This is a genomic window from Stenotrophomonas sp. 22385, from assembly GCF_052045085.1.
Classification (GTDB): domain Bacteria; phylum Pseudomonadota; class Gammaproteobacteria; order Xanthomonadales; family Xanthomonadaceae; genus Stenotrophomonas.
Genome location: NZ_JBQEOG010000001.1, coordinates 436,964 through 460,903 on the forward strand (window position 1 = coordinate 436,964; position 23,940 = coordinate 460,903).

Below are 23,940 nucleotides of genomic sequence, written 5' to 3' on the forward strand. Positions count from 1 at the left end.
GGCGCTACCGGTTTCAGGCTTTCTTTACTGCCTTCTTTGCGGCTGTCTTCTTGGTGGCGGCTTTTTTCGTCGCTGCCTTTTTCGCGGGTGCCTTTTTCGCAGCCGCCTTTTTGACGGCCGCCTTCTTCACCACCGGCTCCTTCTTCACCGCCGCCTTTTTTGCCGGGGCCTTTTTGGCCACGACCTTCTTGGCCGCCTTCTTGCCGAAGCCCTTGCGCACCGGCTTGCCGGTTTCTTCCATCAACTGCTGCACTTCGGCCAGGGTCAGCGAGGCCGGCTCGCGATCCTTGGGGATCTTGCCGTTCATCTTGCCGTCGCTCAGGTACGGGCCGAAGCGGCCGTTCAGTACCTGGATCTCGCTGCCGTCGAATTCCTTGATGATGCGGTTGCGGGCGATCTCTTCCTTTTCCTCGATCAGGAACACCGCGCGGGCCAGATCGATGGTGTAGGGGTCGTCTTCCTTCTTCAGCGAGGCATAGGTGCTGCCGCGCTTGGCGAACGGGCCGAAGCGGCCGATGCCCACGCTGACATCCTCGCCCTTGTCCTCACCCAGCGCCCGCGGCATCAGGAACAGCTCCAGCGCGTCTTCCAGGCTGATGGTGTGCATCGACTGGCCCGGGCGCAGCGAAGCGAACTTGGGCTTGTCCTCGGCGTCCTCGGCGGTGCTGCCGATCGCCGCGTAGGGCCCGAAGCGGCCCAGCCGCACGCTGACCGGCTTGCCGCTCTTGGGGTCGGTGCCGAGCTCGCGGGCGCCGCTGGCCTCGGCGCGATCGACCGATTCCTTCTTTTCTTCCACCAGCTGGTTGAAGGGTTCCCAGAAGCGGGCCATCAACGGAATCCAGTCTTCTTCGCCACGCGAGACCGCGTCGAGCTCGTCTTCGAGCTTGGCGGTGAAGTCGTAGTCCACGTACTGGGTGAAGTGGCTGGACAGGAACTTCGAGACAGCGCGGCCGACGTCCGAGGGGCGGAAGCTGCGGCCTTCCATTTCGACGTATTTGCGGAACAGCAGGGTCTGGATGATCGACGAATAGGTCGACGGGCGGCCGATGCCATATTCTTCCAGCGCCTTGACCAGCGCCGCTTCGGTGAAGCGCGGCGGCGGCTGGGTGAAGTGCTGTTCGGCCAGGATGCGCTCCAGCGGCACGCGGTCGCCGGGCTTCATCGCCGGCAGCTTGCGGCCTTCGTCATCGTCCTCGGCGCTCTTGTTGTCCTTGCCTTCTTCGTACACGGCCAGGAAACCGGGCACCACCACGGTGGTGCCGCTGGCGCGGAATACGTGCTCGCTGCCGGCAGAGAGGTCCACGCTGACCGTGTTGAGCGTGGCCGGAATCATCTGGCTGGCCACTGCACGCTTCCAGATCAGCTCGTACAGCCTGCGCTCGTCTTCGGTGAGGTAGCGCGAGACCGAGGCCGGGGTGCGCAGTGCCGCAGTGGGCCGCACCGCTTCGTGCGCTTCCTGGGCGTTCTTGGACTTGGTCTGGTAGGTGTTGGGCTTGTCCGGCAGGGCGGCAATGCCGTAATCGCGGGCGATGACGTCGCGGATCTCGGCCAACGCATCCTGGGACAGGTTGACCGAGTCGGTACGCATGTACGAGATCAGACCGACGGTGCCTTCGTCGCCGATCGCCACGCCTTCGTACAGCTTCTGCGCCACCTGCATGGTCTTGCGGGTGGTGAAGCCCAGCTTGCGCGAGGCCTCCTGCTGCAGCGTGGAGGTGGTGAACGGCGCGGCCGGCCGGCGCTTGCGTTCCTTGCTGGCTACGTCGGTGACGTGCAGGTTGCCCTGCGCAGCCTGCTGGATGCGCAGGCGCGCCGCCTCGGCGGTGTCGCCGTCGGTCACGGTGAACTGCTCGAACTTCTGCCCATCCAGCTTGATCAGGCGGGCATTGAACGGCTGCGAAGGATGCGCACAGGCGGCGTCGATGCTCCAGTACTCGCGGGCGATGAAGGCTTCGATTTCCTCCTCGCGCTCGACGATCATGCGCAGCGCCGGGCTCTGCACACGGCCGGCCGACAGTCCGCGCTGGACCTTGCGCCACAACACCGGGGACAGGTTGAAGCCGACCAGGTAATCCAGCGCGCGGCGCGCCTGCTGGGCATCGACGAGGTCGCTGGCGATGGCGCGCGGCTGGCTCATGGCCTCCTTGATGGCGCGCGGGGTGATCTCCGTGAACACCACCCGCTGCATCGGCTTGTCCTTGACCAGCCCGCGTTCCTTCAGGATTTCGGCGATGTGCCAGCTGATCGCTTCGCCCTCGCGATCCGGGTCGGTGGCCAGGAAGATGTCGTCGGCGCCCTTGGCGGCCTTGGCAATGGCATCAACGTGCTTTTCGTTCTTCTCGATCAGGTCGTAACGCATCGCGAAGTTGTTGTCGGGGTCGACCGCACCTTCCTTGGGGACCAGATCGCGCACATGCCCATACGAGGCCAGGACGGTGAAGTCCTTGCCGAGGTATTTGTTGATCGTCTTGGCCTTGGCGGGCGATTCGACGATGAGCAGGTGCTTGGGCATGGTGTTGATTTCTGTGGGCAGCAGCCCGGGAGAGGGCGCTAGGGTGGAGCAAATGGCCGCATTAGTGAAGGGCAGCCGTCGAATTCCCTATGCTGAACGCCCGGGTATGCGCCGGGCGTTCAGGTTTTGCGCCTGCTAGAGGAATCACGCCGGGGCCGGCTGTGTCAAGCGGCCGGGTGTGAGGACGGGTCAGGACATGGACGCGGCGATGACCCCGAACATGGCGATCGCCACGCCGATCATGGCCACGGTCAGGATGCCGCTGATCACCAGGATCACGATGGTGACCGTGCCCAGGCCGCGTTCCTGGAACTCGGCATTTTCGGTGAAGGCCCACTTGTCCACCACCAGCGTGTCGCACAGCATGTCGTGCAGCGCCTGCTTGCGTTCGGTGAAGGCCGCCATGATGAAGCCGATCATCAGGGTCAGGCTGCTCAGGATGAAGCCGAAGTAGCGGCCCACGCCACGCAGGAAGGTGATCCGCTCGCCATCACTGCGTACCACCTTGATGCCCACGGCCATCTTGCCCAGGGTGGCACCGCCCCGCGAGGCATGGAAGCCGGCGTAATAGCCGATGCCGATGACGAAGCCGCCCAGCATGGCCACCAGGCTCAACGCCAGCGCCAGGCTTTCGTTGCCGCTGGCTGCGCCGATCAGGTTGAACACCAGGCTGACCGGGATGTTGATGATGCTCACCACGATCGAGTCGAGGAAATACGCTGCGTAGCGCTTCCAGAACCCGGCGTAGACCACCTCGCCGCCGCCCACCACGGCCGCAGCGTAATTGCCCGTGGCCGCAGGTGCGGTGTAGGGCGAATAGGTGCCGCCGCCGGTGCCGGGCAGCGGTGCGGTGCCGTTGTCGATGGCCGTGTAATCCCCACGCAGGTCGATGCCGCTGCCCAGGTTGTCGGCGGCGCTGGTCAGGTTCTGCAGCTGCAGCTCCTCGACCGCTTCGGAAAGCGGCTTCCACTGCGGGTAGCCCTCGCGCCACACCAGTGTGGCCAGGCTGATTTCGCCGCGCTGGAAGCGCTGGCGCAGGTCTTCGACCAGCAGCGGACCTTGGCGGTCCTGGCCGTCTGCGTAATACCACTCCGTCATTGCGTGCTTCCCCTCTCATCCATAATTTGAAGTGCTGCTCAACCGCGGCACTGCGCGGGGAGATACTTGGTGTCCAGATCGCTGCTGCAGGTCCACTCCTGGCTCCGCAGGTCGTATTCGAACCACACCATTTTGCCATCGAGTGCGCGCTTGCCCGGCACGGCGAACTCCAGTTCGATGCCGCACTTGTCTTCGCCGATGCGGCCGATGCGCACCGCACCCACGTAGTCGCCTGCGTACGAGGTCGGGCTCTGGAAGCCATCGTCGCCGTTGACCGGGCAGCGGTCGGTGTTCATGGCGAACTCGGTCACCTGGCTCTTCAACTGCGACACGATCCCGACTGCATTGGCCACCTTGGCCCGGTGCAGGTAATCGTTGTAGGCGGGAAGTGCGATCGCGGCAAGAATGCCGATCACCACCACGAACACGATGCCCACCGCCAGCCCGATGATCAGACAGCCGGAGGTCTTCTTCGGCGGCGGCGCCGCGCGCGGGTGGGTCGGCGCGGCACTGTAGGCGGGCATGGCAGGGCCAGGCGCGGGCGTGTCGAACCCCGGGATGCGCGGCGGGCTGGGCACCACCGGCTCCAGATGCGGACCGTCAAGCGGCGCGCCCGGGCCCGGGTCCACCACCGGTGGTGGTGCGATGACCAGGCCGATCTCGTCGGCGACGCTGCGCAGGGGCTGCCATTGGGCCAACCCATCGCGCCATACCAAGGTGTCCAGCGCAATGCGGCTGGACTGGTACAGCGCGATCAACTCCTCGGATGTCAGCGGACCCCGCTGCTGACGATTCCCTTCTGCATAGAACCACTGGCTCACTTTCCATTCCCCTGAATGCGCGAAGCACCCAGTGTACGGTCAGTGAAGCGGTTCCGGTTCGTCCACGAACATCTGGGTTTCCATCCAGGCGTAGGCTGCCTCGGCACCCGGCTGGTTGAACAGCACCATCAGCACCACCCACTTGAGGTCGTCCAGGTCCAGTTCGTCCTGGTCCAGCGCCATGGCACGGTCCAGCACCAGCTCACGCTGGTTGGCGTCCAGGATGCCGTGCTGTTCCAGGAACATCAGGAAACCGCGGCCTTCCACATCCAGCTTGTCCAGCTCCGGGCCATGGAAAATGCGAACCGGACCGTCCACGCGGGCAAGGGCCACGGCCGGGCGCTGTTCGGCCAGGGCGTCCAGCCAATCGAAGGCTTTATTGATTTCGGTGGGGCTGAAGCCAGCCTGTATCAGGCCGTTCTGGAGGGAGTCGCGGTCGCGGATGAGATCCGCGTCTTCGCTGAAATAGTGTTCGAACAGATACAGCAGGACATCCAGAATGCTCTCTTTCATTGCCCCTCGGCCTGCGTCAACGACGCTGTGGAGGTGAAGAAACTAGGGTTTTCGACAGTAGCGGCCATGGTTGGCGACCACCTTTCCATCCAGTTCCATGATCAGCAGCATGGCCGACAGCTGGTCCGCCGTCAATCCGCTGCGCTGGATCAATGAATCCATACCCGTGGGGTTTTCATCCAGCGCGTTCCACAAGCGCTGGTAGTGGCGGACAGGAAAGGGGGACGCGCTGCCGGGCGCCGACCGTGCCTGTTCAGTGGGGGCGTCCAGGCGCCAACGCAAGGCCTGGCCCAGGCTGGCGGCCGCCCCGGTCAGCCCGGCGACAACCTCGGCCGGGGTTTCCACCAGCTGGGCGCCGTCGCGGATCAGCCGGTGACAGCCGCGCGCCCGCGGGTTGCGCACCGAGCCGGGCAGGGCGAACACTTCACGCCCGATCTCCGCGGCCAACCGGGCGGTGATCAGGGCGCCTGAGCGGGCCGCCGCCTCGATGACCAGCGTGCCCAGGGTCAGCCCGGCCACGATCCGGTTGCGGGCCGGGAACTGGCCCGGGCGCGCCGGCGTACCGGGCGGGTACTCGCTGACCACGGCGCCCCGTTCGGCGATGCACGCCTGCAACGCGCCGTGGCGAGGCGGATAGATCAGGTCCAGGCCGGTCGCCACCACGGCCACGGTGCGTCCGCCGGGGACCTCCAGCGCGGCCTGGTGGGCCCGCGCATCAACCCCCGCGGCCAGTCCGCTCACCACGCCCAGGCCGCTGCGGGCCAGCGCGCCGGCGAACTCGGCGGCCAGCTCCGCGCCGGTCGGCGACGGGGTGCGGCTGCCGACCACGGCCACCCCGGGGTGCCAGAGCGCGGCCGGGTCGCCGTGCACGAACAGCGCCAGAGGCGCGGGATCCAGCGGGCGCAGCAGGGACGGGTAGTCGTCGCTTTGGATCGACACCAGGTGCCGGCCGGGCCGTGACAGCCAGCGTCGGCCGCGACCGAGCGCTTCGCGGTCTGGCAGTGCCAGCAGGGCCCGCTGCTCCGGGCTGCACCCGGCGGCGCGCCATGCGGCGGGGCCGGCGCGCAGGGCGCCGGCGGGGTCGTCGAAGCGGGCCAGCAGGGCGCGGCGGGGGGCCGGGGGGCCACCGGCAAGGACCAGGCGCAGCAGCGCCTCGGTGGAGCAGGGCAGGTCATCGGGCATCGGCTCAGGCTAGCCCGCATGCGACGACGGCGCCCTGGGGCGCCGTCGCGTTGTTGCGTCAGAATGTGTACCGACCAACCGTCGGTACCTACCGCGTGGTGGGGTCGGCAGCGCCGACCCGGCGGGGTTACTGCGCGTCGGGGTGCTTGGCGGAATAGCCGACCAGGACCGGCTTCACGCCCTGCATCACCAGCGCATAGCTGACCTTGTCGAAGGTGCGGAACACCATCGCGTGGGCGGCGTACTCGTCGGGCAGGGAAACGCGGCCGGCACCGGTGGTGAGCGAGTCGTCCATGCGCGAGGAGCCTGGGTACTTCATGCGGTGGGCCACATGCCGCCCCTGGCGCCACAGCGAAACCACGGTCCCATTGTCGATGCCGTTGGCGCTGCCGGCCGAAATCGCGATGACATCGCGCGGGCCGCCGGCCAGATACATGTCCGTCACTGCCAGCACGCGGATATCCAGGCCTTCGGTCTGGGCAGCCGGCGCATGCGGGAAGAACTGCAGATCGTACGGGGTGGCTTCCACCGGCACCAGACGATCGCCGGCGCGGACTTCACGCCCGTCGGTCCGGCCCTGCAGCGTGATGGAGGTCACTTCCGACTTCTCATCGGGCAGCTTCACCACCGTGCCCACGTTCAGCTGCGCAAGCTCATAGCCCAGCATCTCGTGGCGCTTGCTGGGCGCGGCCACGAAGTTTTTCCACAGGTTGCCGCTGCCCGGGGTGACATCCCCGTTGGCGGTAAGGTCCTCGGTCGGCTTGGGCAGCGTGTAGCGCACGGTGGGTCGGACCACGGCCCAGCGCTGGCCGACCTGTGCCCCTTCCAGTCCCCGCACGTAGGCGGTCTGGCCGGTGGTGGCGCGCAGGCGGTTGTCTTCCAGGGCAACCACGTAGGGCAACGAATCGATCTCGTCCACCACGCTGAGCTGCTTCAGGAAGGGCTCGACCTGGCTGAGCGGGATCGCATTGATCGGCGCCTCCTGGCGCGGGCCGGGCTGGGCCACGACGCGGTCCAGATAGGCCAGGCTCAGCACGTCACCTGGGTAGATGAGGTGCGGGTTCTTGACCTGCGGGTTGGCCTGCCAGATCTCTGGCCACAACCACGGCTTTTTAAGGAAGCGCGCGGAAATGTCCCACAAGGTATCGCCCTTCTGGACGACGTAGGTTTCCGGGTGCCCGCCATTCACTTCAACGGCGGTAGCATAGGTAGCGACGGTCAGCATCGCGACGGCGACGACCGTACGAGTTCTTTCAAACATAGGTGTGGTGCCTGATTCCCCAACAGGTTCGAGCACTATAGTCCAGAAACCGGGGCGCAAGGCAAGCGTTGGCGATAGAATTGCGACGTACGCCGCTTTAAGGGCGCCCCCCAACGGTATTTGCCATGGCTATCCTGCCCATTCTCGAGTTCCCGGACCCGCGCCTGCGGACCAAGGCTGCGCTGATCGACGCCGCCGAAGTGACCACCCCGGCCTTCCAGGAACTGATCGACAACATGTTCCAGACCATGTACGAGGCCCCCGGCATCGGGCTGGCTGCGTCGCAGGTCGACGTCCACAAGCGCTTCATGGTCATCGACGTCAGCGAGGAGAAGGACACCCCGCGGGTGTTCATCAACCCGGAGATCGTGGCCAGCGAAGGCGGCCAGGTCTACCAGGAAGGCTGCCTGTCGGTGCCCGGCATCTTTGCCGACGTGACCCGCGCCGACACCATCACCGTGCGGTTCCTGGACCGCCAAGGCGTGGCCCAGGAGCTGACCACCGACGGCCTGCTGGCCGTGTGCGTGCAGCACGAGATGGATCACCTGGACGGCAAGCTGTTCATTGATTACCTGTCTCCGCTCAAGCGTGAGATGGTCCGCAAGAAGCTGGCCAAGTCGCGCAGGCACGTTGCCTGACCTGGCCACGGACGTGGCGGTGCGGCCTGCCCGCGCTGCCCGACCGGATGTTCGGCGCCGTGCCCCGGCGCCGTTTTTCTTTCTGCAAGTGGGAACGCCATGAAGATTGTGTTTGCCGGAACGCCTGAGTTCGCCGTCGCCTCGCTGCGTGCCGCCGCGCGCCACCATGAGGTGGTGGGCGTGTACACCCAGCCCGACCGTCCGGCCGGCCGCGGCCGTGGGCTGATGCCCTCGCCGGTGAAGCTGGAGGCGATCGCCCGCGGCATCCCGGTGTTCCAGCCCGAATCGCTGAAGACCGCCGAGGCCCAGCAGCAGCTGCGTGACCTGCAGCCGGACCTGATGGTGGTGGTGGCCTATGGGCTGATCCTGCCCAAGGCGGTCCTGGCCATTCCGACCCACGGCTGCTGGAACGTGCATGCCTCGCTGCTGCCACGCTGGCGGGGTGCAGCGCCGATCCAGCGTGCCATCCAGGCCGGTGACGCCGAAACCGGCGTGTGCCTGATGCAGATGGAGGCCGGGTTGGACACCGGCCCGGTGCTGCTGCGCCAGCACACCCCGATCCAGGCCGGTGAACTGGGCGGTTCGCTGCACGACCGCCTGGCCGAGCTGGGCGCTCAGGTGCTGTCCGACGGGCTGGGCCTGCTGCGCGCCGGCCTCAAGCCGATCGCCCAGCCGCAGCCCGAGCAGGGGGTGACCTACGCACACAAGCTGGACAAGGCCGAAGCGCGGCTTGACTGGGCGCAGGATGCGCAGGTGCTGGAGCGCACCGTGCGCGCCTTCAACCCGTGGCCGATCGCCGAAGCGCAGCTGGCCGGCGAACGGGTGCGCATCCACGGCGCGGTGGCGCTGGAAGACAACCATGGCAAGGCGCCGGGGACCCTGCTGGCGGCTGGCCGCGATGGCATCGATATCGCCTGCGGCCAGGGCGCCCTGCGCCTTCGCGTGCTGCAGCGCGAGGGGGGCAAGGCGATTACGTCGGCCGATTACCTCAACGCCCGCCGCGACCTGGTCGCAGGCAACTGAGATGGCACAGCCCCGCCAGAACAAGCCGTCCCCTGCGCTGTCCGCCCTGGCCCCGGGTGTACCCACGCGCGTGCTCGCCGCGCGCGTGCTGGCCCAGGTCCTTGGCCGCGGCCGTTCGCTCAAGGCTGAACTGGCTACCGCGCTGCCCAGCCTGGACGACAGCCGCGACCGCGCCCTGCTCGAAGCGCTGTGCTTTGCCGTGCTGCGCCGGCGCACCGCCTATGACGCGGCCCTGGCGAAATGGATGCAGCGCCCGCTGAGCGTGCGCGAGGATGAACTGCGCGCGCTGCTGCTGGTCGGCTTTGCCCAGCTCGATGCGCTCGAGCTGCCGGCCCATGCCGCGCTCTCGGCCACGGTCGACGCCGCCCGCGCGCTGGGCAAGGAACGCCAGGCCGGGATGGTCAACGCCCTGCTGCGCCGCGCCCAGCGCGATGGCATTCCGCCGCTTCCGGCGCGCGATGCCTTCCCGCAGTGGATGGCCGAACAGATTGAACAGGATTGGCCCGAGCAGGCCGACGCCATCTTCAGTGCGAGCCTGCAGCCGGCGCCGTTGTGGTTGCGGGTCAATCGCCAGCACGGCAGCCGCGAGGCGATGCTGGAGCGGCTGGACGCGGCTGGCATCGCCGCCGAGGCCAGCGAACTGGGCGCCGATGCACTCCGCCTGCCAGTGCCGGTGGCGGTTTCGGCGTTGCCCGGCTTCGCCGACGGGGCGCTGTCGGTGCAGGACCTCTCGGCCCAGCAGGTGGCGGATGCGCTGGCGGTGCCCAAGGGCGCGCGCGTGCTTGATGCCTGCGCCGCCCCGGGCGGCAAGTCGGCGCACCTGCTCGAACGCGACCCCAGCCTGCGCCTGCTGGCGCTGGACATCGATGCGCGCCGGCTCAAGCGCATCAGCGAAACGTTCGCGCGCACCGGGGTGGGCGAACACGCCCAGGTTCGAGCAGCCGATGCCACTGACCCGGCCAGCTGGTGGGACGGGCAGCCGTTCGACGTGATCCTGCTGGACGCCCCGTGTTCGGCCACCGGCATCATCCGCCGCCAGCCGGACGTGCTGCTGCACCGCCGCGCCACCGATATTCCGGCGCTGGTCGCGCTGCAGGCGCGCCTGCTGGATGCCTGCTTCGGCATGCTCGCCCCGGGCGGCACGCTGCTGTATGCGACATGCTCGATCCTGCGCGAAGAGAACCAGTTCCAGGTCGAGGCGTTCCTGCAGCGCACCCGGGGCGCGGGGTTCCTGCCATTGGGTGACGCTTACGGTCACGATTCCTGGGCCGGGCGCCAGCGACTGCCGGGCGAACACGGTGCAGACGGCTTCTTCTATGCGCGTCTGCTAAAGAAGGGTTGACCCTGCACCGTTAGAATCGCGCCCATGCTGAAGACACGCGAATCCCGGGAATTCTGGCTGCTTGCGCTGATGGCCCTGCTGGTGCTGGGGGCCGGGCTGGGCATGCGCGACCCGTGGCCATCGGATGAGCCGCGCTTTGCGCTGGTGGCCAAACAGATGGTGCTGAGTGGCGACTGGCTGTTCCCGCACCGCGGCACCGAGCTGTACTCGGACAAGCCACCGATGTTGATGTGGCTGCAGGCCACGCTTTACACCCTGCTGCGCGACTGGCGGCTGGCCTTCCTGCTGCCCACCCTGCTCGCCTCGCTGGGCACGTTGGCCTGCGTGTACGACCTCGGGCGTCGGCTGTGGACCCGCAAGGTGGGCCTGTATGCGGCCTGGGCGCTGTTGTTTGCGGTGCACTTCACCTTCCAGGCCAAGAAGGCCCAGATCGACCCGCTGGTGGTGTTCTTCATCACCGTGGCAAATTATGGCCTGCTGCGCCATCTGCTCTGCGGCCCGGCGTGGCGCTGGTGGTGGCTGGGCTGGTTTGCCGCCGGATTGGGGGTGATCACCAAGGGCGTGGGCGTGCTGGCACTGCTGATGCTGGTGCCGGCGCTTGCGGCCGTGGCGATGGGCTGGCCACGGGTGCGGCTGCACCTGCGTGACTGGCGGTTCTGGGTGGGGCCACTGGCCTTCCTGGCTGCCATCGCACTGTGGCTGGTGCCCATGGTGCTGGCCGCCACCGGCAGCGGCTCGGCTGAATACCGCGCCTACATGAACGACATCCTGTTCCGGCAGACCGCCAAGCGCTATGCCCAGTCCTGGGACCACCACCAGCCCTGGTGGTACTTCCTGGCCACCATGCCCTCGATGTGGATCCCGGCCTTCCTGCTGGTGCCGTGGGCGATCCCCGCCTGGTGGCGGCGCCTGCGCCGGCGCGATCCGCGCTACCTGCTGCTGCTCGGCTGGTGGCTGCTGATCGTGCTGTTCTTCTCCATTCCGCATGGCAAGCGCGATGTCTACATCCTGCCGGCGCTGCCCATGTTCTGTCTGGCCCTGGCGCCGCTGCTGCCGGGGCTGCTGCGCCGGCGCGACGTGCAGTGGGTGCTGGGCGGATTCGCTGCACTGCTGACCGTGGCGCTGCTGGGGGCGGGCGTGGCGATGCTGGGCGGCGAGCCAGGATTCGAGCGCAAGCTCATCCTCGAACGGGGGATCGATGCGTCGGTGACCGCCGCGCTGGGCTGGGTCGGCATCGCACTGGGCAGCTGGGGCGTGGTAAGCCTGGTCTTCAGCGGGCGGCGCCATTTCCACCTGGCCGTGATCTCGATCCTGGCCATGGCCTGGGTGGCTTACGGGCTGGTGGGCTACCCCCTCTTCAATGATTCCAGTTCCGCGCGTGGGCTGATGCACCAGGTGGGCGAACGGATCGGCCCCGATGCCGAGCTGGGCCTGGTCGGTTGGAAAGAGCAGAACCTGCTCATGTCCGACCGCCCCGTACGCACCTTCGGGTTCAAACGGCGCTGGTACCGCCAGCTGCAGGACGGCGCGGCCTGGCAGGCGCAGGCGCCGGAGCGGCGCTGGCTGCTGGTACAGCAGGCCGCCCTGCTGGCCTGCGTGGACCGGTCGCAGGCCGAACGGGTAGGCGTGGCCAATCGGCGCGGCTGGTGGCTGGTGCCGGCCAGCGCCTTTGTCGGCCCCTGCCAGCCCAGTGCGGTGGACCTGGCCCGGATGCGGCTGGAGCAGGGCAAGGAAGACGGCGAAGACTAGCCGTCCGCTCATGGATCATTCCCGACCGATCAGCGACAATGCCGGCCGCTCCGCCCGAACCGCATTGACCGTGACCAACGCGCTTTCCCGTCCTGCCGGCGTCAACCCTGTCCTGGCATGGGTGTTCACGGTAGCGCTTGGTCTTTCGCCGATCCTGCTGATGTCGACCATGGATGGCGGCAGCGCCGGCTACTACGGGCTGGTGCTGCTGAGTTTCATCACGCTGGCCTGGGTGCGCCATCCTGCAGCGGGCAGTACCTGGTGCGACAACCGCCGCGAGTACCTGTGGATGGTGCTGGGCATGGCGGTGATGCTGGTGGGCGTGCTGGTCAGCCTGGGGGTGCACGGCCTCTGGAAAGGCTCCGAGGTTGAAAAGGCGGTGCGCCTGCTCTCCGTCGGCCTGATCCTGGCGGCGCTGCTGCGCATGCCGCGCCACATCCTGGCGCATGCGGCGTTCGGCCTGCTCGGCGGCATCTGGTACGCAGTGATCAACGTGGCCTGGCTGGTGCTGAGCACCGGGGCGCGACCGCAGACCCGGCAGTTCAATGCCGTCACCTACGGCGACCTGACCCTGCTGTTCTCGGTCATTTCCTTCCTCCTGCTGGGCCTGCGGATCACCCGTTTCCGCCGCACCGAGTTCGCGCTGAAGCTGGTCAGCGGCATCGCCGGAATGGGGGCCTTCCTGGCCACCCAGACCCGCGGCGGGTTGCTGGCCATTCCATTCTTCCTGTTCATCGCCCTGCTGGTCCAGGGGCGGCGCATGAACCGCTTCAAGGTCCTGGCCGCCGCGCTGCTGCTGGGCGTGGCCGGCATCATCGTGGCCAGCGACGCCTCCATGCGTGAGCGCATCCACTTGGGGGTGAGCGAATTCGACCAGTGCCAGGTGGCGCATCTGTCCGATACGTCGGTATGCATCCGCCTGCAGCTGTGGAGCGCAGCCGGTCACATGATCCGCGGCGAGCCGGTGTTCGGCGTGGGCGGCGGCGACCGCTTCCGCGAGGAACTGGCGAAGTTGGCCGAGGCCAAGCAGGTCACCCGTACGGTGGCGCGGGACTTCGGCGAAACCCACAACGACCTGCTGTACTTCCTGGCCACCTATGGGGTGCTGGGCGGATTGGGCCTGGTGCTGCTGTACATCGCGCCGGGCTGGGTGTTTGCCAGACGCCTGCGGCTGGGGGTGACCGACCGGCCCAGCCGCCTGTTCGCCGGCGCGGGCCTGATGATCTGCGTTGGCTTTGCGGTGTTCGGCCTGACCGAAATGATGTTCCGCGACATGCGCACCGCCTCGTTCTACGCGACCTGGATCGCCTTCTTCCTGGCCCTGTCCGACCCCCTGCGCCTGCGCGGCGAAAACCGGTAGAGCCGACGGTCAGTCGGCTGCCTTCAGCGAAGAACCTTCCGTCCCTCGCAGAACCGCTTCATACGAGGCCTCGGTCAACCGACTGAACGTCTCCAGTCCAAATGCCTCGACAGCGTGCTCCCGCGCCGCCAGCCCGATCCGCGCCAGGTCACCGCGCCATTCGTAGAGTGTGGTGACCTGCGCAGCAATCGCGGCCACATTCCGCACCGGTACGATCCAGCCGTTGTGCCCGTGGCTGATGTTCTCGGGCAAGCCCGCGTAATCGCTGACCATCACCGGCTTGCCCATCGCCATCATCTCGCGGCAGGCAAATGAGATGGTTTCCACATCGTAGGACAGCACGAATCCCGCATCGCCGCTGGCCACGAACGGGCGGATGTCCTCCAGCAGCCCGGCAAAATGCACCTGCCCGGCCACCCCAAGCTGCCCGACTTCAGCGACCAGGTGCGGGTCCGGCTCGCGGCCGGCCACGGCCATGTGCACCTTGCCGCGCAGGGGCTCGGGCAGGGTTGCGATGGCACGGGCCAGGTCGATCCAGCCCTTGTGGCCATCGGTGCCCGCATTGCTCACCAGCACCAGCGCATCGGGATCGTGCGTCCAGCGGGCCCGCAGCTCCGCACCGTCGGTGGCCGCCACCGGCGAGAAGCGCTGCAGGTCCACGCCATTGCGCACCACATCGATCGGACAGCGCCGGTAGGGGCTTTCCAGCAGCATCTGCCGGGTGTGTTCGGACACGGCGATCACCCGGTCGGTGCCCCAGCGCGCGCGCACCGCATTGCCGAACGTATTGCTCGATTTGCTGTTGTGCTTGGTGAATACCAGCCTGGGCCGCTTCGACAGCCCGGCCACCGCTTCCATTGCCACCCGGTGATCGCGCGCGCCATTGGCGTGCACGATGTCGATGGCGTGTTCGCGGATCAGCCTGCGCAGGGTGCGCAGGTCCGCCCATTGCCGGCCCAGCGTGGCCAGCCCGCTGCTGAAGGCGATCTCCACCGGTTCGGCGATGCCTTCCTGGCGCACCACCCGCAGCACCCGGCTGCCGGCCGGGGCGGCCATGAACACCTGGTGGCGCGGCGACAGCGCTCGGGCCAGCGACGCCAGGTAGGTGGTGTGCCCACCGCCGTCACCGGCGTGGAAGTTGGTGTAAAGGATCTTCATGGGGGCCTTTGGTCAAACGCCCTTGAAGTCTGACATACCGGTGTTCAGCTGGCGTCGCCGCCACGCGGCGGGTCGCTCACCGGTTGGCCGTTCTGCAGCATCCACAACATGATGGTCTTCTGGCGGACGTAGTTGGCGCGCACATAGGCATACACCAACCCGTGCCAGCCATCGCGGAAGCCGCCGCGCAGCAGCAGCCCCCGCCAGAACCGCCACGCCGGCGCCAGCACCAGCTTGGCCAATGTCGCGCGCTTGCCGCGGGCGAATTCGTGTTCGGCCATCATCCGCGCATAACGCTGGGTTTTGGCCAGCTGCTGTTCCAGCGAGCGGTAGGGGAAGTGGATGAGATCCCCGCGCAGCGTGCCCACGCTGCCATCGACACTGGCGGCTTCGTGGATCTCGCGCTTGCCGCGCCAGCCGCCGTGGCGGCGGTCGAACAGGCGCAGTACCCGATCCGGGTAGGCATTGCCGTGGCGCAGGAACCTGCCGAAGTACTCTGACAGGCGCGCGAACCGGTAACCGTGGTGGCCGGCAAAGCCGCCGGCCTGGGCGGCTTGGATCGCCGCGCGCAGGTCATCACTGATGCGCTCGTCGGCGTCCAGGCACAGCACCCAGTCGTGGGCAGCCTGTTCCACGCAGAACGCCTTCTGGCTGCGGAAGCCGTCGAACGGCCGCTGCAGCACCGTTGCCCCGGCGGCGGTGGCGATGGCGACGGTCGAATCGGTGGAATACGAGTCCACGACGATCACCTCATCGCAGAACGCCAGCGAGGCCAGGCAATCGCCGATGCGGTCGGCTTCATTGAACGCGATAATGCAGGCCGAGATGCGAGGCCGTTCAACGGGAGCGGTCGTGGAGGACATGATGGCCGAGTACCTGCTGTTTGCGACGGAGCGCTATGCGCTGCCTATTCTCGCCCCGTTGGCCCAGGCGTTGCACGCTTCCGGTCAATCAGTGTCGGCGTGGTTCGCCGACGGGGCGGCCGGGGCCAGCCTGCCGGGCGTGCCCAACGTCGGCCTGCAGCAGGCGCTGGCGCTGCGCCCGCGCGCGGTGTTCAGTGCAGCCAACTGGGTGCCGCCGTTCATCGCCGGGGCCAAGGTGCAGGTCTTCCATGGCTTCAACGTGCAGAAGCGCGACAGCGCCCGTGGCCACTTCCGCGTGCGCGGGCTGTTCGACCTGTACTGCACGCAGGGCCCGGCCACCACCACCCCGTTCCGCGAGCTGGCCGCGCGCGAGGGCCACTTCGCCGTGGCCGAAACCGGCTGGCCCAAGCTGGACCCGCTGTTCCTCGACGATGGCGGCGCCAGCGCGGCGCTGCGCGCGCCGGCGCAGGGACGGCCGGTGATCCTGTTCGGCTCCACCTTCACCGAGCGCCTGAGCGCGGCGCCGCACCTTTACGAGCAGATCGCCGCCGACATCGCCCGGGGCGGGCACTACTGGCTGCTGACCCTGCACCCCAAGTGCCCGCCGGAGCTGTTCGCCCGCTACCGCGCGCTGGCCGGTGCCAACGCAGCCTTCATCGAACCGGAACAGGTGATGGCCGCGCAGCGCGCCGCCGACGTGCTGGTGTCGGATACGTCTTCGATCGTGTCCGAGTTCGTGGTGCAGCACAAACCGGTGGTGACCTTCCGCAACCGCGTGCCGCAGCCGCATATGATCGACTTCGATGATCCGGCCCAGCTGCCGGCAAAGCTCGCACGCGCGCTGCACCCGGAACCGGCCTTGATGGCGGAGATCGTTCGTTATGCCGACGACATCCATCCCTGGCGCGATGGCCGTTCCAGCGAGCGCGTCATCGCCGCCACGGAGGATTTCCTGGCCGGCGAGCTGGGCAGCTTGAAGCGCAAGCCGTTCGGCGCCTGGACACGTGGCCTGCAGATCCGCAAAGACCTGGGATACTGGGGCCCGTCACGGCGGTAGAGATTTCCGGCACCACGTGGGACACGCATGGCGTGTCGCTACGCAACGCTTGCGACCTGACAACACCGTTCGACCCTCATCCCAAGCGACCAAGGATCGTAGTGACACGCCATGCGTGTCAAAGCCATGACCCTGTGCAGGTAACCCGCCCTGCGGGGCCACGTATCACCACCGAAGCCGACGCGTCCCCAACGCAGTATTGAGCTGTTCGAACACCGCCCGCGCTTCGGCCTCCGGCAGATACCGCAGGCACAAGGCAATGCTGCCGCTGGCCCCGGCCGTATCCAGCCATACACTGGACGTGCCCAGCCACCGGTCCAGCGGCGATCGCGCCAACCGCAGCGACTGCAGCTTGTCCAGCTCGGCAAACCGCCACCAGCGCTGCCACCAGCCGCCGCGTACGGCCACGTAATGCGCATCCAGGTGGTAGCCCATGCGCGCCATCGTGCGGTGCGCACGCAGTGCCGACCACGGCAGCCACGCCAGCACCAGCATGCCCCACGGCCCCACCTCCCACACCGCACCGGCAGCCAGCAGCGGCACGACCATCAATGCCGGCAGGCACAGCCGCCACCATCCGCGCTGCGGCACCGGCCGCCACTGCGCCGGTGGCCATTGCAGCTGCGGCAGCAGGTACTGCACCAGCGCGTCGCAGGCCTCGGGTGTTGCCAGCGGCGCCAGCTCGCGCAGGTCGCGGCGCTCGCCATCGGTTGAAACGCCCGCGGCGATATCGATGCGCAGGTGGCGGCGCTGGAACCAGCGCTGCAGCGCGGATTCGCGCAGCGTCCAAGCCTGGATCCGCCGGCGCGCCACGCTGGTGCGCATGCGCGTGAGCAGCCCGCTGGCCACGGTGAGGCGGCGCTCGTGTTCGGTCAGACGGAAACCGTGATAGCGCAGCAGCGCCATCGCAACCGAGAAGACCCGCAGCAGGCCCCAGAACCCGATCACCATTACCAGTGCCGCCACCACCCATACCCAGGTGGCCGGGTGCAGGGTGCTGGCGTAGCCGAAGGCCTGGCGGCCGCCGTACTCGATGGCGTCGTCGACCGCACCCCGTGGAAACAACTGATACGACGCACCGATCGCGGCCAGTACCACCACCCAGCCACGATTGGACAGCAGCCCGATGCGCACTACATCGGCCGTACCCAGTTGCAGCAGTACATCCTCGGCCGGCCCGGCAGGCGCGTTCACTGCTGCCGCGTCGCTGGTGCCAGCCTGCTGCTGTCCACGCTGGCGCACCAGCTGTTCCAGCGCCAACGCTTGTTCCAGCTTGAGGACGCGCATTTCCGCTTCCGGGCGATTGCCGCCGGCCGATTCCAGGCGCAGCTCGGCCACCCCGAACAGCCGGTGGAGCGGGTTCTGGTGCACCACCACGTTGTGGATGCGCGCGAACGGAATCTCGCGGCGGTTGCGCGAAACCACCCCGCTGCGCACGCTGATCGCATCCCGGCCAATGCGGTAGTGGAAGGTGAGGTACTGCAGGATGGAAACGGCCACCAGCACCACGATCACCACCAGCGCGGCCAGGTTTGACCACATCTCCTCTTCGTCACTGTCACCGCGGCCACCGAACACCACCAGCGCGACCAGCGGCAGCAGGAACTGGCGCAGCTGCATCAGCAGCACGAACAACCACGACCACGGATGCAGTCGCTGGTCGGGCGCGTCGTGGTCAGCCAGGGGCGTGCTCACAGGGCGTCATCGTCCTGGTCCAGCTGGCGGCCCAGCGTATCGCGCAGGCGCTCGGCGTCGGCGTGGTCCAGCCCGGCCAGCGACACCGCACTGAAGCGGCTGCCCGCGGTATGCACCACCAGGGTGGCCAGCTGCGCGGTGCGTTCGATCGGGCCCCGGCGAAGGTCCAGGTGCTGCACGCGCGACAGCGGTACCCGGGTTTCCAGCTGCCACATCAGGTCGCGGCGCACGCCCAGTCCCTGCGCATCCAGTCGCCACCAGGTGCGCCGCTGCCGACGGAAGCCGAAGAAGCCGCCGATCAGCGCGCCGGGCAGCAGCATCGCCGGGCCTGCGATCCAGCGCATCGGCATGTCCAACACCACCCACAGCGTGCCCAGCACGCCGCCGATCAGGATCGCACCGGTGATTGCGCCGGCCACGCCGGCGATGGTGGCCGCGCGCAGCGGCAGCGGCTGCCACGTGCCCTGCTCGGGCAGGGGCGGTGGGGTCGGCAACGGGGCGGGGAACGGGTCGGACAAGGCGGGCACTCGGCAGGAGGAAACATGCCGGGCGTCCGCATCAGGTCGGCTGCGCCCGTCGCGCAGACGGTAGCAGGTTGGCGCGCGCTATTGCGCGGCCTGGATCAACGCATCCACGTCCAGCAGGTGGCCGGCGCGCTCGGCCTTGGTGCGCAGGTAGTGTTCGTTCTCGGCGGTGATGTCGCCGGTCACCGGCACGCAGTCCACCACCTCGATCCCCGCATGGCGCAGGCGCTGGGCCTTGGTCGGGTTGTTGCTGAGCAGCTGCACGCGCTGGACGCCCAGGCCCTGCAGCATCGCCACCGCGCTGCCATAGCGGCGCTCGTCGGCGCCAAACCCCAGCTGCGCATCGGCATCGATCGTGTCCAGCCCATCATGCTGGTAGCCATAGGCGCGCATCTTTGCGGCAATGCCGGTGCCGCGGCCTTCCTGGTCCAGGTACAGCAGCACGCCGCCGCCCAGCTCTTTCAGCTTGCGCAGGCCGCGCCGCAGCTGGTCGCCGCAGTCGCACTTGAGCGAGCCGAACAGGTCGCCGGTGAGGCACGAGGAATGCACGCGCACCGGTACCACGCCGCCCAGGTCCGGAGTGCCGACAATGATCGCCACCTGGTCGCGCTGGGCCACGCCGCCGCGGAATACGGCAAATTCGGTCATGCCGACGTCGCGCAGCGGCACCGGCGAGCGCGCCACCAACTCGTAGGCATGCGCGGCCTGCTCGGCGCCCTGGGCCAGGTCGCACAGTGACACCTGCGCGCAGCTGTCAAAGCGGGCATCACCGGGAGCCAGCAACACCCCGACCATGGCCGGCAGCAGCAGACCCAGCCGGGCGATTTCCACCGCCCCTTCGTCCAGGGCCTGCCCGGCGGACCACCCGGCCGGCATCGGCTTGGCATCGCGCAGGTAGCTCAGCGAGGGCAGGGCATCGAAGTCGACCCCGGCCAGCGGCACCCGCGCGCCGTCGTCGGCGGCCACGCCCAGCACCCGTGCGCGGGTGGCGGTGAGGAACAGGTAATGCTGCCCGGCGGCCACCCCGGCGAAGGCGGCGTAGCTGCTGCGCGTGCTGCTGTCCAGGGCGATGAAGGCCAGGCGCTGGCCCTGGCCGTCATCGATCACGACCGGGCGGCCGGCGCGCAGTTCGGCCACCGCGCGCTCGCAGCGGATCGCGGCCGGGTCGCCGAACGGAGAAGAAGCAACTGGGGACATGGCAGGGGCCGTGGGGGACATCGTGGTTTCACAGTGGGGTCGGAAGGTGCCGATTCAATCGTGGCCGGCGCGACGCAGTGTCGTGCCCGGTGCGGCGGCCTCTAGTGGGGATGTTCCTCGGTCGCGTACGGGTCCACTTCACCGCTGTGCGGCGGGCGCAGCGTGTAACGCTTGTAGGTCCACTGGTACTGGGCCGGATCGCGCCGGGCAATCGCCTCGATCCCGGCATTGAGCGCACGGGCGGCCGTGCGCGGGTCAGGATCGGCCACGGCGGCGTCGGCCGGCGTGATGTGCAGGGCGAACTGCATGTCCGGCCCGGTACGCTCGCACCAGCCGTACAGCACCGTGGCCCCGGTGCGCTCGGCCAGCCGGTTGACCAGGGTCATGGTCAGCGCTTCCACCCCGAAGAACGGGGCAAACACGCCATCGCCGGCCTTGGGCTGCTGGTCCGGCAGAATGCCGGTGGCACCCCCGTCCTTGAGTACCTTGAACAGCTGGCGCACCGCCGGCCCTTCGGCCCGGACCTGCTGCACGTTGCTGCCGCCCCGGACCAGCTGCAGGAATTCATCCCCCACGGCTTCGTCCGGGGCCTTGTAAACGATGGCGATCGGTCCGCGCGAGGCCAGCCACTGGTTGAGCAGCTCCCAGTTGCCATAGTGCGGGGCGGCCACAATCACGCCTTTGCCGCTGGCCAGGGCGGCGTCGTACAGCGCCTCGCCATGGCGTTCGGTGAGCAGCGCCAGGTTCTGCTCGCGCGGGCGGGTCCACAGGCGCAGGGTTTCCACTGCCTGCAGCGCGGTCGAGCGCAGCACCGCCTTGTGGAGCGCGGCGCGGTCCTCGGCCGACAGCTCGGGGTAGGCCAGCTCCAGGTTGCGCCGGGTGACCCGGCTCTCGCGGGCGTCCAGGGCGATCCAGAGCCCGGCAAGGCCATGGGCAAAGCCGCGCAGCCACGACCAGGGCAGGCGGGTGAACAAAGCGGCGGCGCGGTAGGCCAGGCGGGCGGTGGTTTGCGGTTTCATCGGAGCAAAGTCTAGCCGGTGCGCGCACCCAACCCCTAAGGTAGGGCGCTTGTTCACTCTGGAATGCCCCCATGCTCGTCCTCATCCAGCGCGTTACCCAGGCCAGCGTCAGCGTGGACCAGGCCGTGGTCGGGCAGATTGGCCCCGGGCTGCTGGCCCTGGTAGGCATGGAGCCGGGCGATACCGAGGCCCAGATCCAGCGGATGGCCGATCGCCTGCTTGGTTACCGTGTGTTTGCAGATGAGAGCGGGAAAATGAACCGATCCCTGGGGGACACAGGGGGCGGCCTGCTGCTGGTGAGCCAGTTCACCCTCGCCGCGGACACGGCCAGCGGGATGCGTCCGGGCTTCAGTACCGCCGCGCCGCCTGACGAGGCTGAACGTGGATTCAACAGATTGGTGGCGATCTGTCGACAAAAGCACGTTTCAGGGGTGGAAACCGGTCAGTTTGGCGCCCATATGGTTGTCAGCCTGATCAACGACGGTCCGGTGACCTTCCTGCTCAGACCCTGACCCCGGGACCACCGCCCGGGCCTGAAGGGCGCTGGACTGGTATAATGCTAGGTTCTATTCCCTATCCCTGCCGGTGGCGCGAGCACTACATGGCCAACGAACGTCCTGCCCAGCAAAACGACATCAAGCTTCTGATCAGCAAGGGCCTGGAACAGGGCTACCTGACCTACGCCGAAGTCAATGACCACCTGCCCGACGACATTGTCGACCCGGAGCAGATCGAAGACATCATCGGCATGATCAACGGCATGGGCATTGATGTCCATGAAGTGGCGCCCGATGCCGAAACCCTGCTGCTCAACGACGGCAACACCGGTAACCGCGAAGTCGATGACACCGCGGCCGAAGAAGCTGCCGCCGCGCTGAGCGCACTCGACACCGAAGGTGGCCGCACCACCGACCCGGTGCGCATGTACATGCGCGAAATGGGTACTGTCGAGCTGCTGACCCGCGAAGGCGAAATCGCCATCGCCAAGCGCATCGAGGAAGGTCTGGGCCAGGTCCAGGCGGCACTCGGCACCTTCCCGGTGTCGGTGGAATCGCTGCTGGCCGATTACGAAGCGCACAAGGAAGGCAAGAAGCGCCTGGCGGAAGTGATCGTCGGCTTCAACGACCTGGTGGAAGAAGTGCCCGCCCCGGTCGTGGCCGAAGACACCAGCGACGACGCCGATGCCGATGCCGACGAAGACGAAGACGACGGCGACGCCGTTGAAGAAGAAGCCGGTCCGACTGGTCCGGACCCGGAAGAAGTTGCCCGCCGCATGGCCGAGCTGGCTGCCGCCTACGCTGCCTTCAAGAAGGCAGCGACCAAGGCCGACCGCAAGCCGCTGACCAAGCTGCGCGACGACATGGCCGCCGTGTTCGTCACCCTGAAGCTGCCGTTGCCGCTGACCGACGTGCTGGTCAAGCAGCTGCGCGACGTGATGGCCGACATCAAGGGCCACGAGCGCCGCGTGCTGAACCTGGCCACCGTGACCGCCCGCATGCCGCGCAAGGATTTCATCCGTTCGTGGGAAGGCAACCAGACCAACCTGGAATGGGTGGAAGACGCCCTCAAGCGCAAGCAGAAGTGGTCCTCGGCGCTGCGTGATGTCAAGGACCAGATCATTGCCGAACAGCAGGCCACCATCGACATCGAGAAGAACACCTCGCTGGAGCTGGAAGAGCTGAAGGAAATCAGCCGGGCCATGGCCTACGGCGAAGCCAAGGCGCGCAAGGCCAAGAAGGAAATGGTCGAAGCCAACCTGCGCCTGGTGATCTCCATTGCCAAGAAGTACACCAACCGCGGTCTGCAGTTCCTCGACCTGATCCAGGAAGGCAACATTGGCCTGATGAAGGCCGTGGACAAGTTCGAATACCGTCGCGGCTACAAGTTCTCCACGTATGCGACCTGGTGGATCCGCCAGGCCATCACCCGTTCGATCGCCGACCAGGCGCGCACCATCCGTATTCCGGTGCACATGATCGAAACGATCAACAAGTTGAACCGCATTTCCCGCCAGATGCTCCAGCAGTACGGCCGCGAGGCCACGCCGGAGGAGCTGGCCAAGGAAATGGACATGCCGGAAGACAAGATCCGCAAGGTGATGAAGATCGCCAAGGAGCCGATCTCGATGGAAACCCCGATCGGCGACGACGAGGATTCCCATCTGGGCGACTTCATCGAGGACACCAACGTGGAGTCCCCGATCGAGAACACCACCAACATCAACCTGTCGGAAACCGTGCGTGACGTGCTGGCTGGCCTCACCCCGAGGGAAGCCAAGGTGCTGCGCATGCGCTTCGGCATCGACATGAACACCGACCACACCCTCGAGGAAGTGGGCAAGCAGTTCGACGTCACCCGCGAGCGCATCCGCCAGATCGAAGCCAAGGCGCTGCGCAAGCTGCGCCACCCGAGCCGCTCCGAGCAGCTGCGCAGCTTCCTGGACATCGATTGATCTCCAGGCAGTCGCGTAAATGAAAAGACCCCGCTTCGGCGGGGTTTTTTCATGGGCTGCCGCCGTCAATGGACGGAACGTGATCCCCGCATCGCGCGGGCGCGTCGGACGCGGGCACACAAGATGCAGGGGGGTAGGGTCGGTTCCCAAACGACCGCCGACCCCGCCCATCGGCGCGGTAACGCATGACCCCAACCGAAGATCGCTTTTGCCCAGTCCAGCCCGGTACCTTGCCGCGCCGATCGAGCCATTGGCGCCATTCCGGATTGGCGCCGTCAAGCGGGCCGAGGCCCAAGCGCTCGACCAAAGCGCTGGAGTGGGGCGTGGCGCGTCCTGCTTCCGCTCGACACAGTAGCAGCGCCCGCTTCGCCTCCACTACACTGTGCAACTGCGCAGGGCCTATAGCTCAACGGTTAGAGCAGAGGACTCATAATCCTTTGGTTCCAGGTTCGAATCCTGGTGGGCCCACCACAGTG

The 23,940-nt window shown here is 67.5% G+C and carries 20 protein-coding genes and 1 tRNA gene; 9 read left to right on the forward strand and 12 right to left on the reverse strand.

The genetic code is table 11. The features are described from left to right. Window positions 1-13: 13 nt before the first annotated feature. The 6 genes from ACTJI4_RS01825 to ACTJI4_RS01850 all read right to left on the reverse strand — a co-directional run bounded on the left by ACTJI4_RS01825 (window position 14) and on the right by ACTJI4_RS01850 (window position 7,387). Window positions 14-2,512 (reverse strand): DNA topoisomerase I, encoded by a 2,499-nt coding sequence (locus ACTJI4_RS01825; protein ID WP_440868357.1) that lies wholly within the window; start codon window positions 2,510-2,512, stop codon window positions 14-16. Window positions 2,513-2,701: 189 nt separating this feature from the next. Next, a complete protein-coding gene (locus tag ACTJI4_RS01830; RefSeq protein ID WP_392918717.1) occupies window positions 2,702-3,610 on the reverse strand; it encodes an RDD family protein in 909 nt (302 codons plus the stop codon). A gap of 38 nt (window positions 3,611-3,648) precedes the next feature. Further along, window positions 3,649-4,431: a pilin gene (locus ACTJI4_RS01835; RefSeq protein WP_392918715.1), complete on the reverse strand. Its 783-nt coding sequence runs from the start codon at window positions 4,429-4,431 to the stop codon at window positions 3,649-3,651. A gap of 39 nt (window positions 4,432-4,470) precedes the next feature. Beyond that, window positions 4,471-4,944: a DUF494 family protein gene (locus ACTJI4_RS01840; RefSeq protein WP_392918712.1), complete on the reverse strand. Its 474-nt coding sequence runs from the start codon at window positions 4,942-4,944 to the stop codon at window positions 4,471-4,473. A gap of 42 nt (window positions 4,945-4,986) precedes the next feature. Beyond that, window positions 4,987-6,126, reverse strand: coding sequence for a DNA-processing protein DprA (gene dprA, locus ACTJI4_RS01845; RefSeq protein ID WP_440868358.1), 1,140 nt, complete (start codon window positions 6,124-6,126; stop codon window positions 4,987-4,989). 127 nt (window positions 6,127-6,253) lie between these two features. Further along, on the reverse strand, window positions 6,254-7,387 hold the full coding sequence (locus ACTJI4_RS01850) for a LysM peptidoglycan-binding domain-containing protein (protein ID WP_392918706.1): 1,134 nt from the start codon (window positions 7,385-7,387) through the stop codon (window positions 6,254-6,256). Between the two features lie 125 nt (window positions 7,388-7,512). On the opposite strand from ACTJI4_RS01850, the gene def reads away from it, so the two are divergent. From def to ACTJI4_RS01875, 5 genes are all read left to right on the forward strand, one after another. After that, window positions 7,513-8,025, forward strand: a complete 513-nt coding sequence (gene def / locus ACTJI4_RS01855; RefSeq protein ID WP_392918703.1) for a peptide deformylase — start codon at window positions 7,513-7,515, stop codon at window positions 8,023-8,025. 99 nt (window positions 8,026-8,124) lie between these two features. Beyond that, on the forward strand, window positions 8,125-9,048 hold the full coding sequence (gene fmt, locus ACTJI4_RS01860) for a methionyl-tRNA formyltransferase (RefSeq protein ID WP_440868359.1): 924 nt from the start codon (window positions 8,125-8,127) through the stop codon (window positions 9,046-9,048). Between the two features lies 1 nt (window position 9,049). Continuing rightward, entirely contained in the window at window positions 9,050-10,390 is a 1,341-nt protein-coding gene (rsmB, locus tag ACTJI4_RS01865) for a 16S rRNA (cytosine(967)-C(5))-methyltransferase RsmB (RefSeq protein ID WP_440868360.1), read from the forward strand. Between the two features lie 24 nt (window positions 10,391-10,414). Continuing rightward, entirely contained in the window at window positions 10,415-12,139 is a 1,725-nt protein-coding gene (locus ACTJI4_RS01870; protein WP_440868361.1) for an ArnT family glycosyltransferase, read from the forward strand. 10 nt (window positions 12,140-12,149) lie between these two features. Next, on the forward strand, window positions 12,150-13,499 hold the full coding sequence (locus tag ACTJI4_RS01875; RefSeq protein WP_440868362.1) for an O-antigen ligase family protein: 1,350 nt from the start codon (window positions 12,150-12,152) through the stop codon (window positions 13,497-13,499). 9 nt (window positions 13,500-13,508) lie between these two features. Here the strand turns inward: ACTJI4_RS01875 and ACTJI4_RS01880 are convergent, their stop codons facing one another. Continuing rightward, entirely contained in the window at window positions 13,509-14,657 is a 1,149-nt protein-coding gene (locus ACTJI4_RS01880) for a glycosyltransferase (RefSeq protein ID WP_440868363.1), read from the reverse strand. A 44-nt stretch (window positions 14,658-14,701) separates the two neighbouring features. Further along, complete coding sequence (locus tag ACTJI4_RS01885) at window positions 14,702-15,520, reverse strand: glycosyltransferase family 2 protein (RefSeq protein ID WP_440868364.1); 819 nt, start codon at window positions 15,518-15,520, stop codon at window positions 14,702-14,704. Here ACTJI4_RS01885 and ACTJI4_RS01890 point away from each other — a divergent pair. Then, window positions 15,519-16,577: a CDP-glycerol glycerophosphotransferase family protein gene (locus tag ACTJI4_RS01890; protein ID WP_440868619.1), complete on the forward strand. Its 1,059-nt coding sequence runs from the start codon at window positions 15,519-15,521 to the stop codon at window positions 16,575-16,577. The genes ACTJI4_RS01885 and ACTJI4_RS01890 overlap by 2 nt on opposite strands. Before the next feature lie 165 nt (window positions 16,578-16,742). Here ACTJI4_RS01890 and ACTJI4_RS01895 read toward each other — a convergent pair whose 3' ends face one another. The 4 genes from ACTJI4_RS01895 to ACTJI4_RS01910 all read right to left on the reverse strand — a co-directional run bounded on the left by ACTJI4_RS01895 (window position 16,743) and on the right by ACTJI4_RS01910 (window position 21,012). Then, window positions 16,743-18,272: a PH domain-containing protein gene (locus ACTJI4_RS01895; RefSeq protein WP_440868365.1), complete on the reverse strand. Its 1,530-nt coding sequence runs from the start codon at window positions 18,270-18,272 to the stop codon at window positions 16,743-16,745. Next, window positions 18,269-18,790 (reverse strand): PH domain-containing protein, encoded by a 522-nt coding sequence (locus ACTJI4_RS01900; RefSeq protein WP_392918680.1) that lies wholly within the window; start codon window positions 18,788-18,790, stop codon window positions 18,269-18,271. Before ACTJI4_RS01900 ends, ACTJI4_RS01895 begins: the two co-directional genes overlap by 4 nt. Before the next feature lie 87 nt (window positions 18,791-18,877). Further along, window positions 18,878-20,014 carry a GTP cyclohydrolase II RibA gene (gene ribA, locus ACTJI4_RS01905; protein ID WP_392918677.1) on the reverse strand — a complete coding sequence of 379 codons (1,137 nt, stop codon included), beginning with the start codon at window positions 20,012-20,014 and terminating at the stop codon, window positions 18,878-18,880. A gap of 80 nt (window positions 20,015-20,094) precedes the next feature. After that, complete coding sequence (locus tag ACTJI4_RS01910; RefSeq protein ID WP_392918674.1) at window positions 20,095-21,012, reverse strand: lauroyl acyltransferase; 918 nt, start codon at window positions 21,010-21,012, stop codon at window positions 20,095-20,097. 71 nt (window positions 21,013-21,083) lie between these two features. Between ACTJI4_RS01910 and dtd the strand changes: the two genes are divergently transcribed. The 3 genes from dtd (at window position 21,084) to ACTJI4_RS01925 (ending at window position 23,935) form a co-directional block, all read left to right on the forward strand. Continuing rightward, complete coding sequence (gene dtd, locus ACTJI4_RS01915; protein ID WP_392918671.1) at window positions 21,084-21,524, forward strand: D-aminoacyl-tRNA deacylase; 441 nt, start codon at window positions 21,084-21,086, stop codon at window positions 21,522-21,524. 89 nt (window positions 21,525-21,613) lie between these two features. Then, complete coding sequence (gene rpoD, locus ACTJI4_RS01920) at window positions 21,614-23,464, forward strand: RNA polymerase sigma factor RpoD (RefSeq protein WP_392918668.1); 1,851 nt, start codon at window positions 21,614-21,616, stop codon at window positions 23,462-23,464. Window positions 23,465-23,859: 395 nt separating this feature from the next. Continuing rightward, window positions 23,860-23,935: transfer RNA gene (locus ACTJI4_RS01925), tRNA-Ile, on the forward strand. The last annotated feature ends 5 nt before the right edge of the window (window positions 23,936-23,940 follow it).

What these genes read in the sequence shown, in the direction of transcription:
- ACTJI4_RS01825 (WP_440868357.1), bottom strand. Translation starts at nt 2,512, where the DNA reads ATGCCCAAGCACCTGCTCATCGTCGAATCGCCCGCCAAGGCCAAGACG.
- ACTJI4_RS01830 (WP_392918717.1), bottom strand. Translation starts at nt 3,610, where the DNA reads ATGACGGAGTGGTATTACGCAGACGGCCAGGACCGCCAAGGTCCGCTG.
- ACTJI4_RS01840 (WP_392918712.1), bottom strand. Translation starts at nt 4,944, where the DNA reads ATGAAAGAGAGCATTCTGGATGTCCTGCTGTATCTGTTCGAACACTAT.
- dprA (WP_440868358.1), bottom strand. Translation starts at nt 6,126, where the DNA reads ATGCCCGATGACCTGCCCTGCTCCACCGAGGCGCTGCTGCGCCTGGTC.
- ACTJI4_RS01850 (WP_392918706.1), bottom strand. Translation starts at nt 7,387, where the DNA reads ATGTTTGAAAGAACTCGTACGGTCGTCGCCGTCGCGATGCTGACCGTC.
- def (WP_392918703.1), top strand. Translation starts at nt 7,513, where the DNA reads ATGGCTATCCTGCCCATTCTCGAGTTCCCGGACCCGCGCCTGCGGACC.
- fmt (WP_440868359.1), top strand. Translation starts at nt 8,125, where the DNA reads ATGAAGATTGTGTTTGCCGGAACGCCTGAGTTCGCCGTCGCCTCGCTG.
- rsmB (WP_440868360.1), top strand. Translation starts at nt 9,050, where the DNA reads ATGGCACAGCCCCGCCAGAACAAGCCGTCCCCTGCGCTGTCCGCCCTG.
- ACTJI4_RS01870 (WP_440868361.1), top strand. Translation starts at nt 10,415, where the DNA reads ATGCTGAAGACACGCGAATCCCGGGAATTCTGGCTGCTTGCGCTGATG.
- ACTJI4_RS01875 (WP_440868362.1), top strand. Translation starts at nt 12,150, where the DNA reads ATGGATCATTCCCGACCGATCAGCGACAATGCCGGCCGCTCCGCCCGA.
- ACTJI4_RS01880 (WP_440868363.1), bottom strand. Translation starts at nt 14,657, where the DNA reads ATGAAGATCCTTTACACCAACTTCCACGCCGGTGACGGCGGTGGGCAC.
- ACTJI4_RS01890 (WP_440868619.1), top strand. Translation starts at nt 15,519, where the DNA reads ATGATGGCCGAGTACCTGCTGTTTGCGACGGAGCGCTATGCGCTGCCT.
- ACTJI4_RS01885 (WP_440868364.1), bottom strand. Translation starts at nt 15,520, where the DNA reads ATGTCCTCCACGACCGCTCCCGTTGAACGGCCTCGCATCTCGGCCTGC.
- ribA (WP_392918677.1), bottom strand. Translation starts at nt 20,014, where the DNA reads ATGTCCCCCACGGCCCCTGCCATGTCCCCAGTTGCTTCTTCTCCGTTC.
- ACTJI4_RS01910 (WP_392918674.1), bottom strand. Translation starts at nt 21,012, where the DNA reads ATGAAACCGCAAACCACCGCCCGCCTGGCCTACCGCGCCGCCGCTTTG.
- dtd (WP_392918671.1), top strand. Translation starts at nt 21,084, where the DNA reads ATGCTCGTCCTCATCCAGCGCGTTACCCAGGCCAGCGTCAGCGTGGAC.
- rpoD (WP_392918668.1), top strand. Translation starts at nt 21,614, where the DNA reads ATGGCCAACGAACGTCCTGCCCAGCAAAACGACATCAAGCTTCTGATC.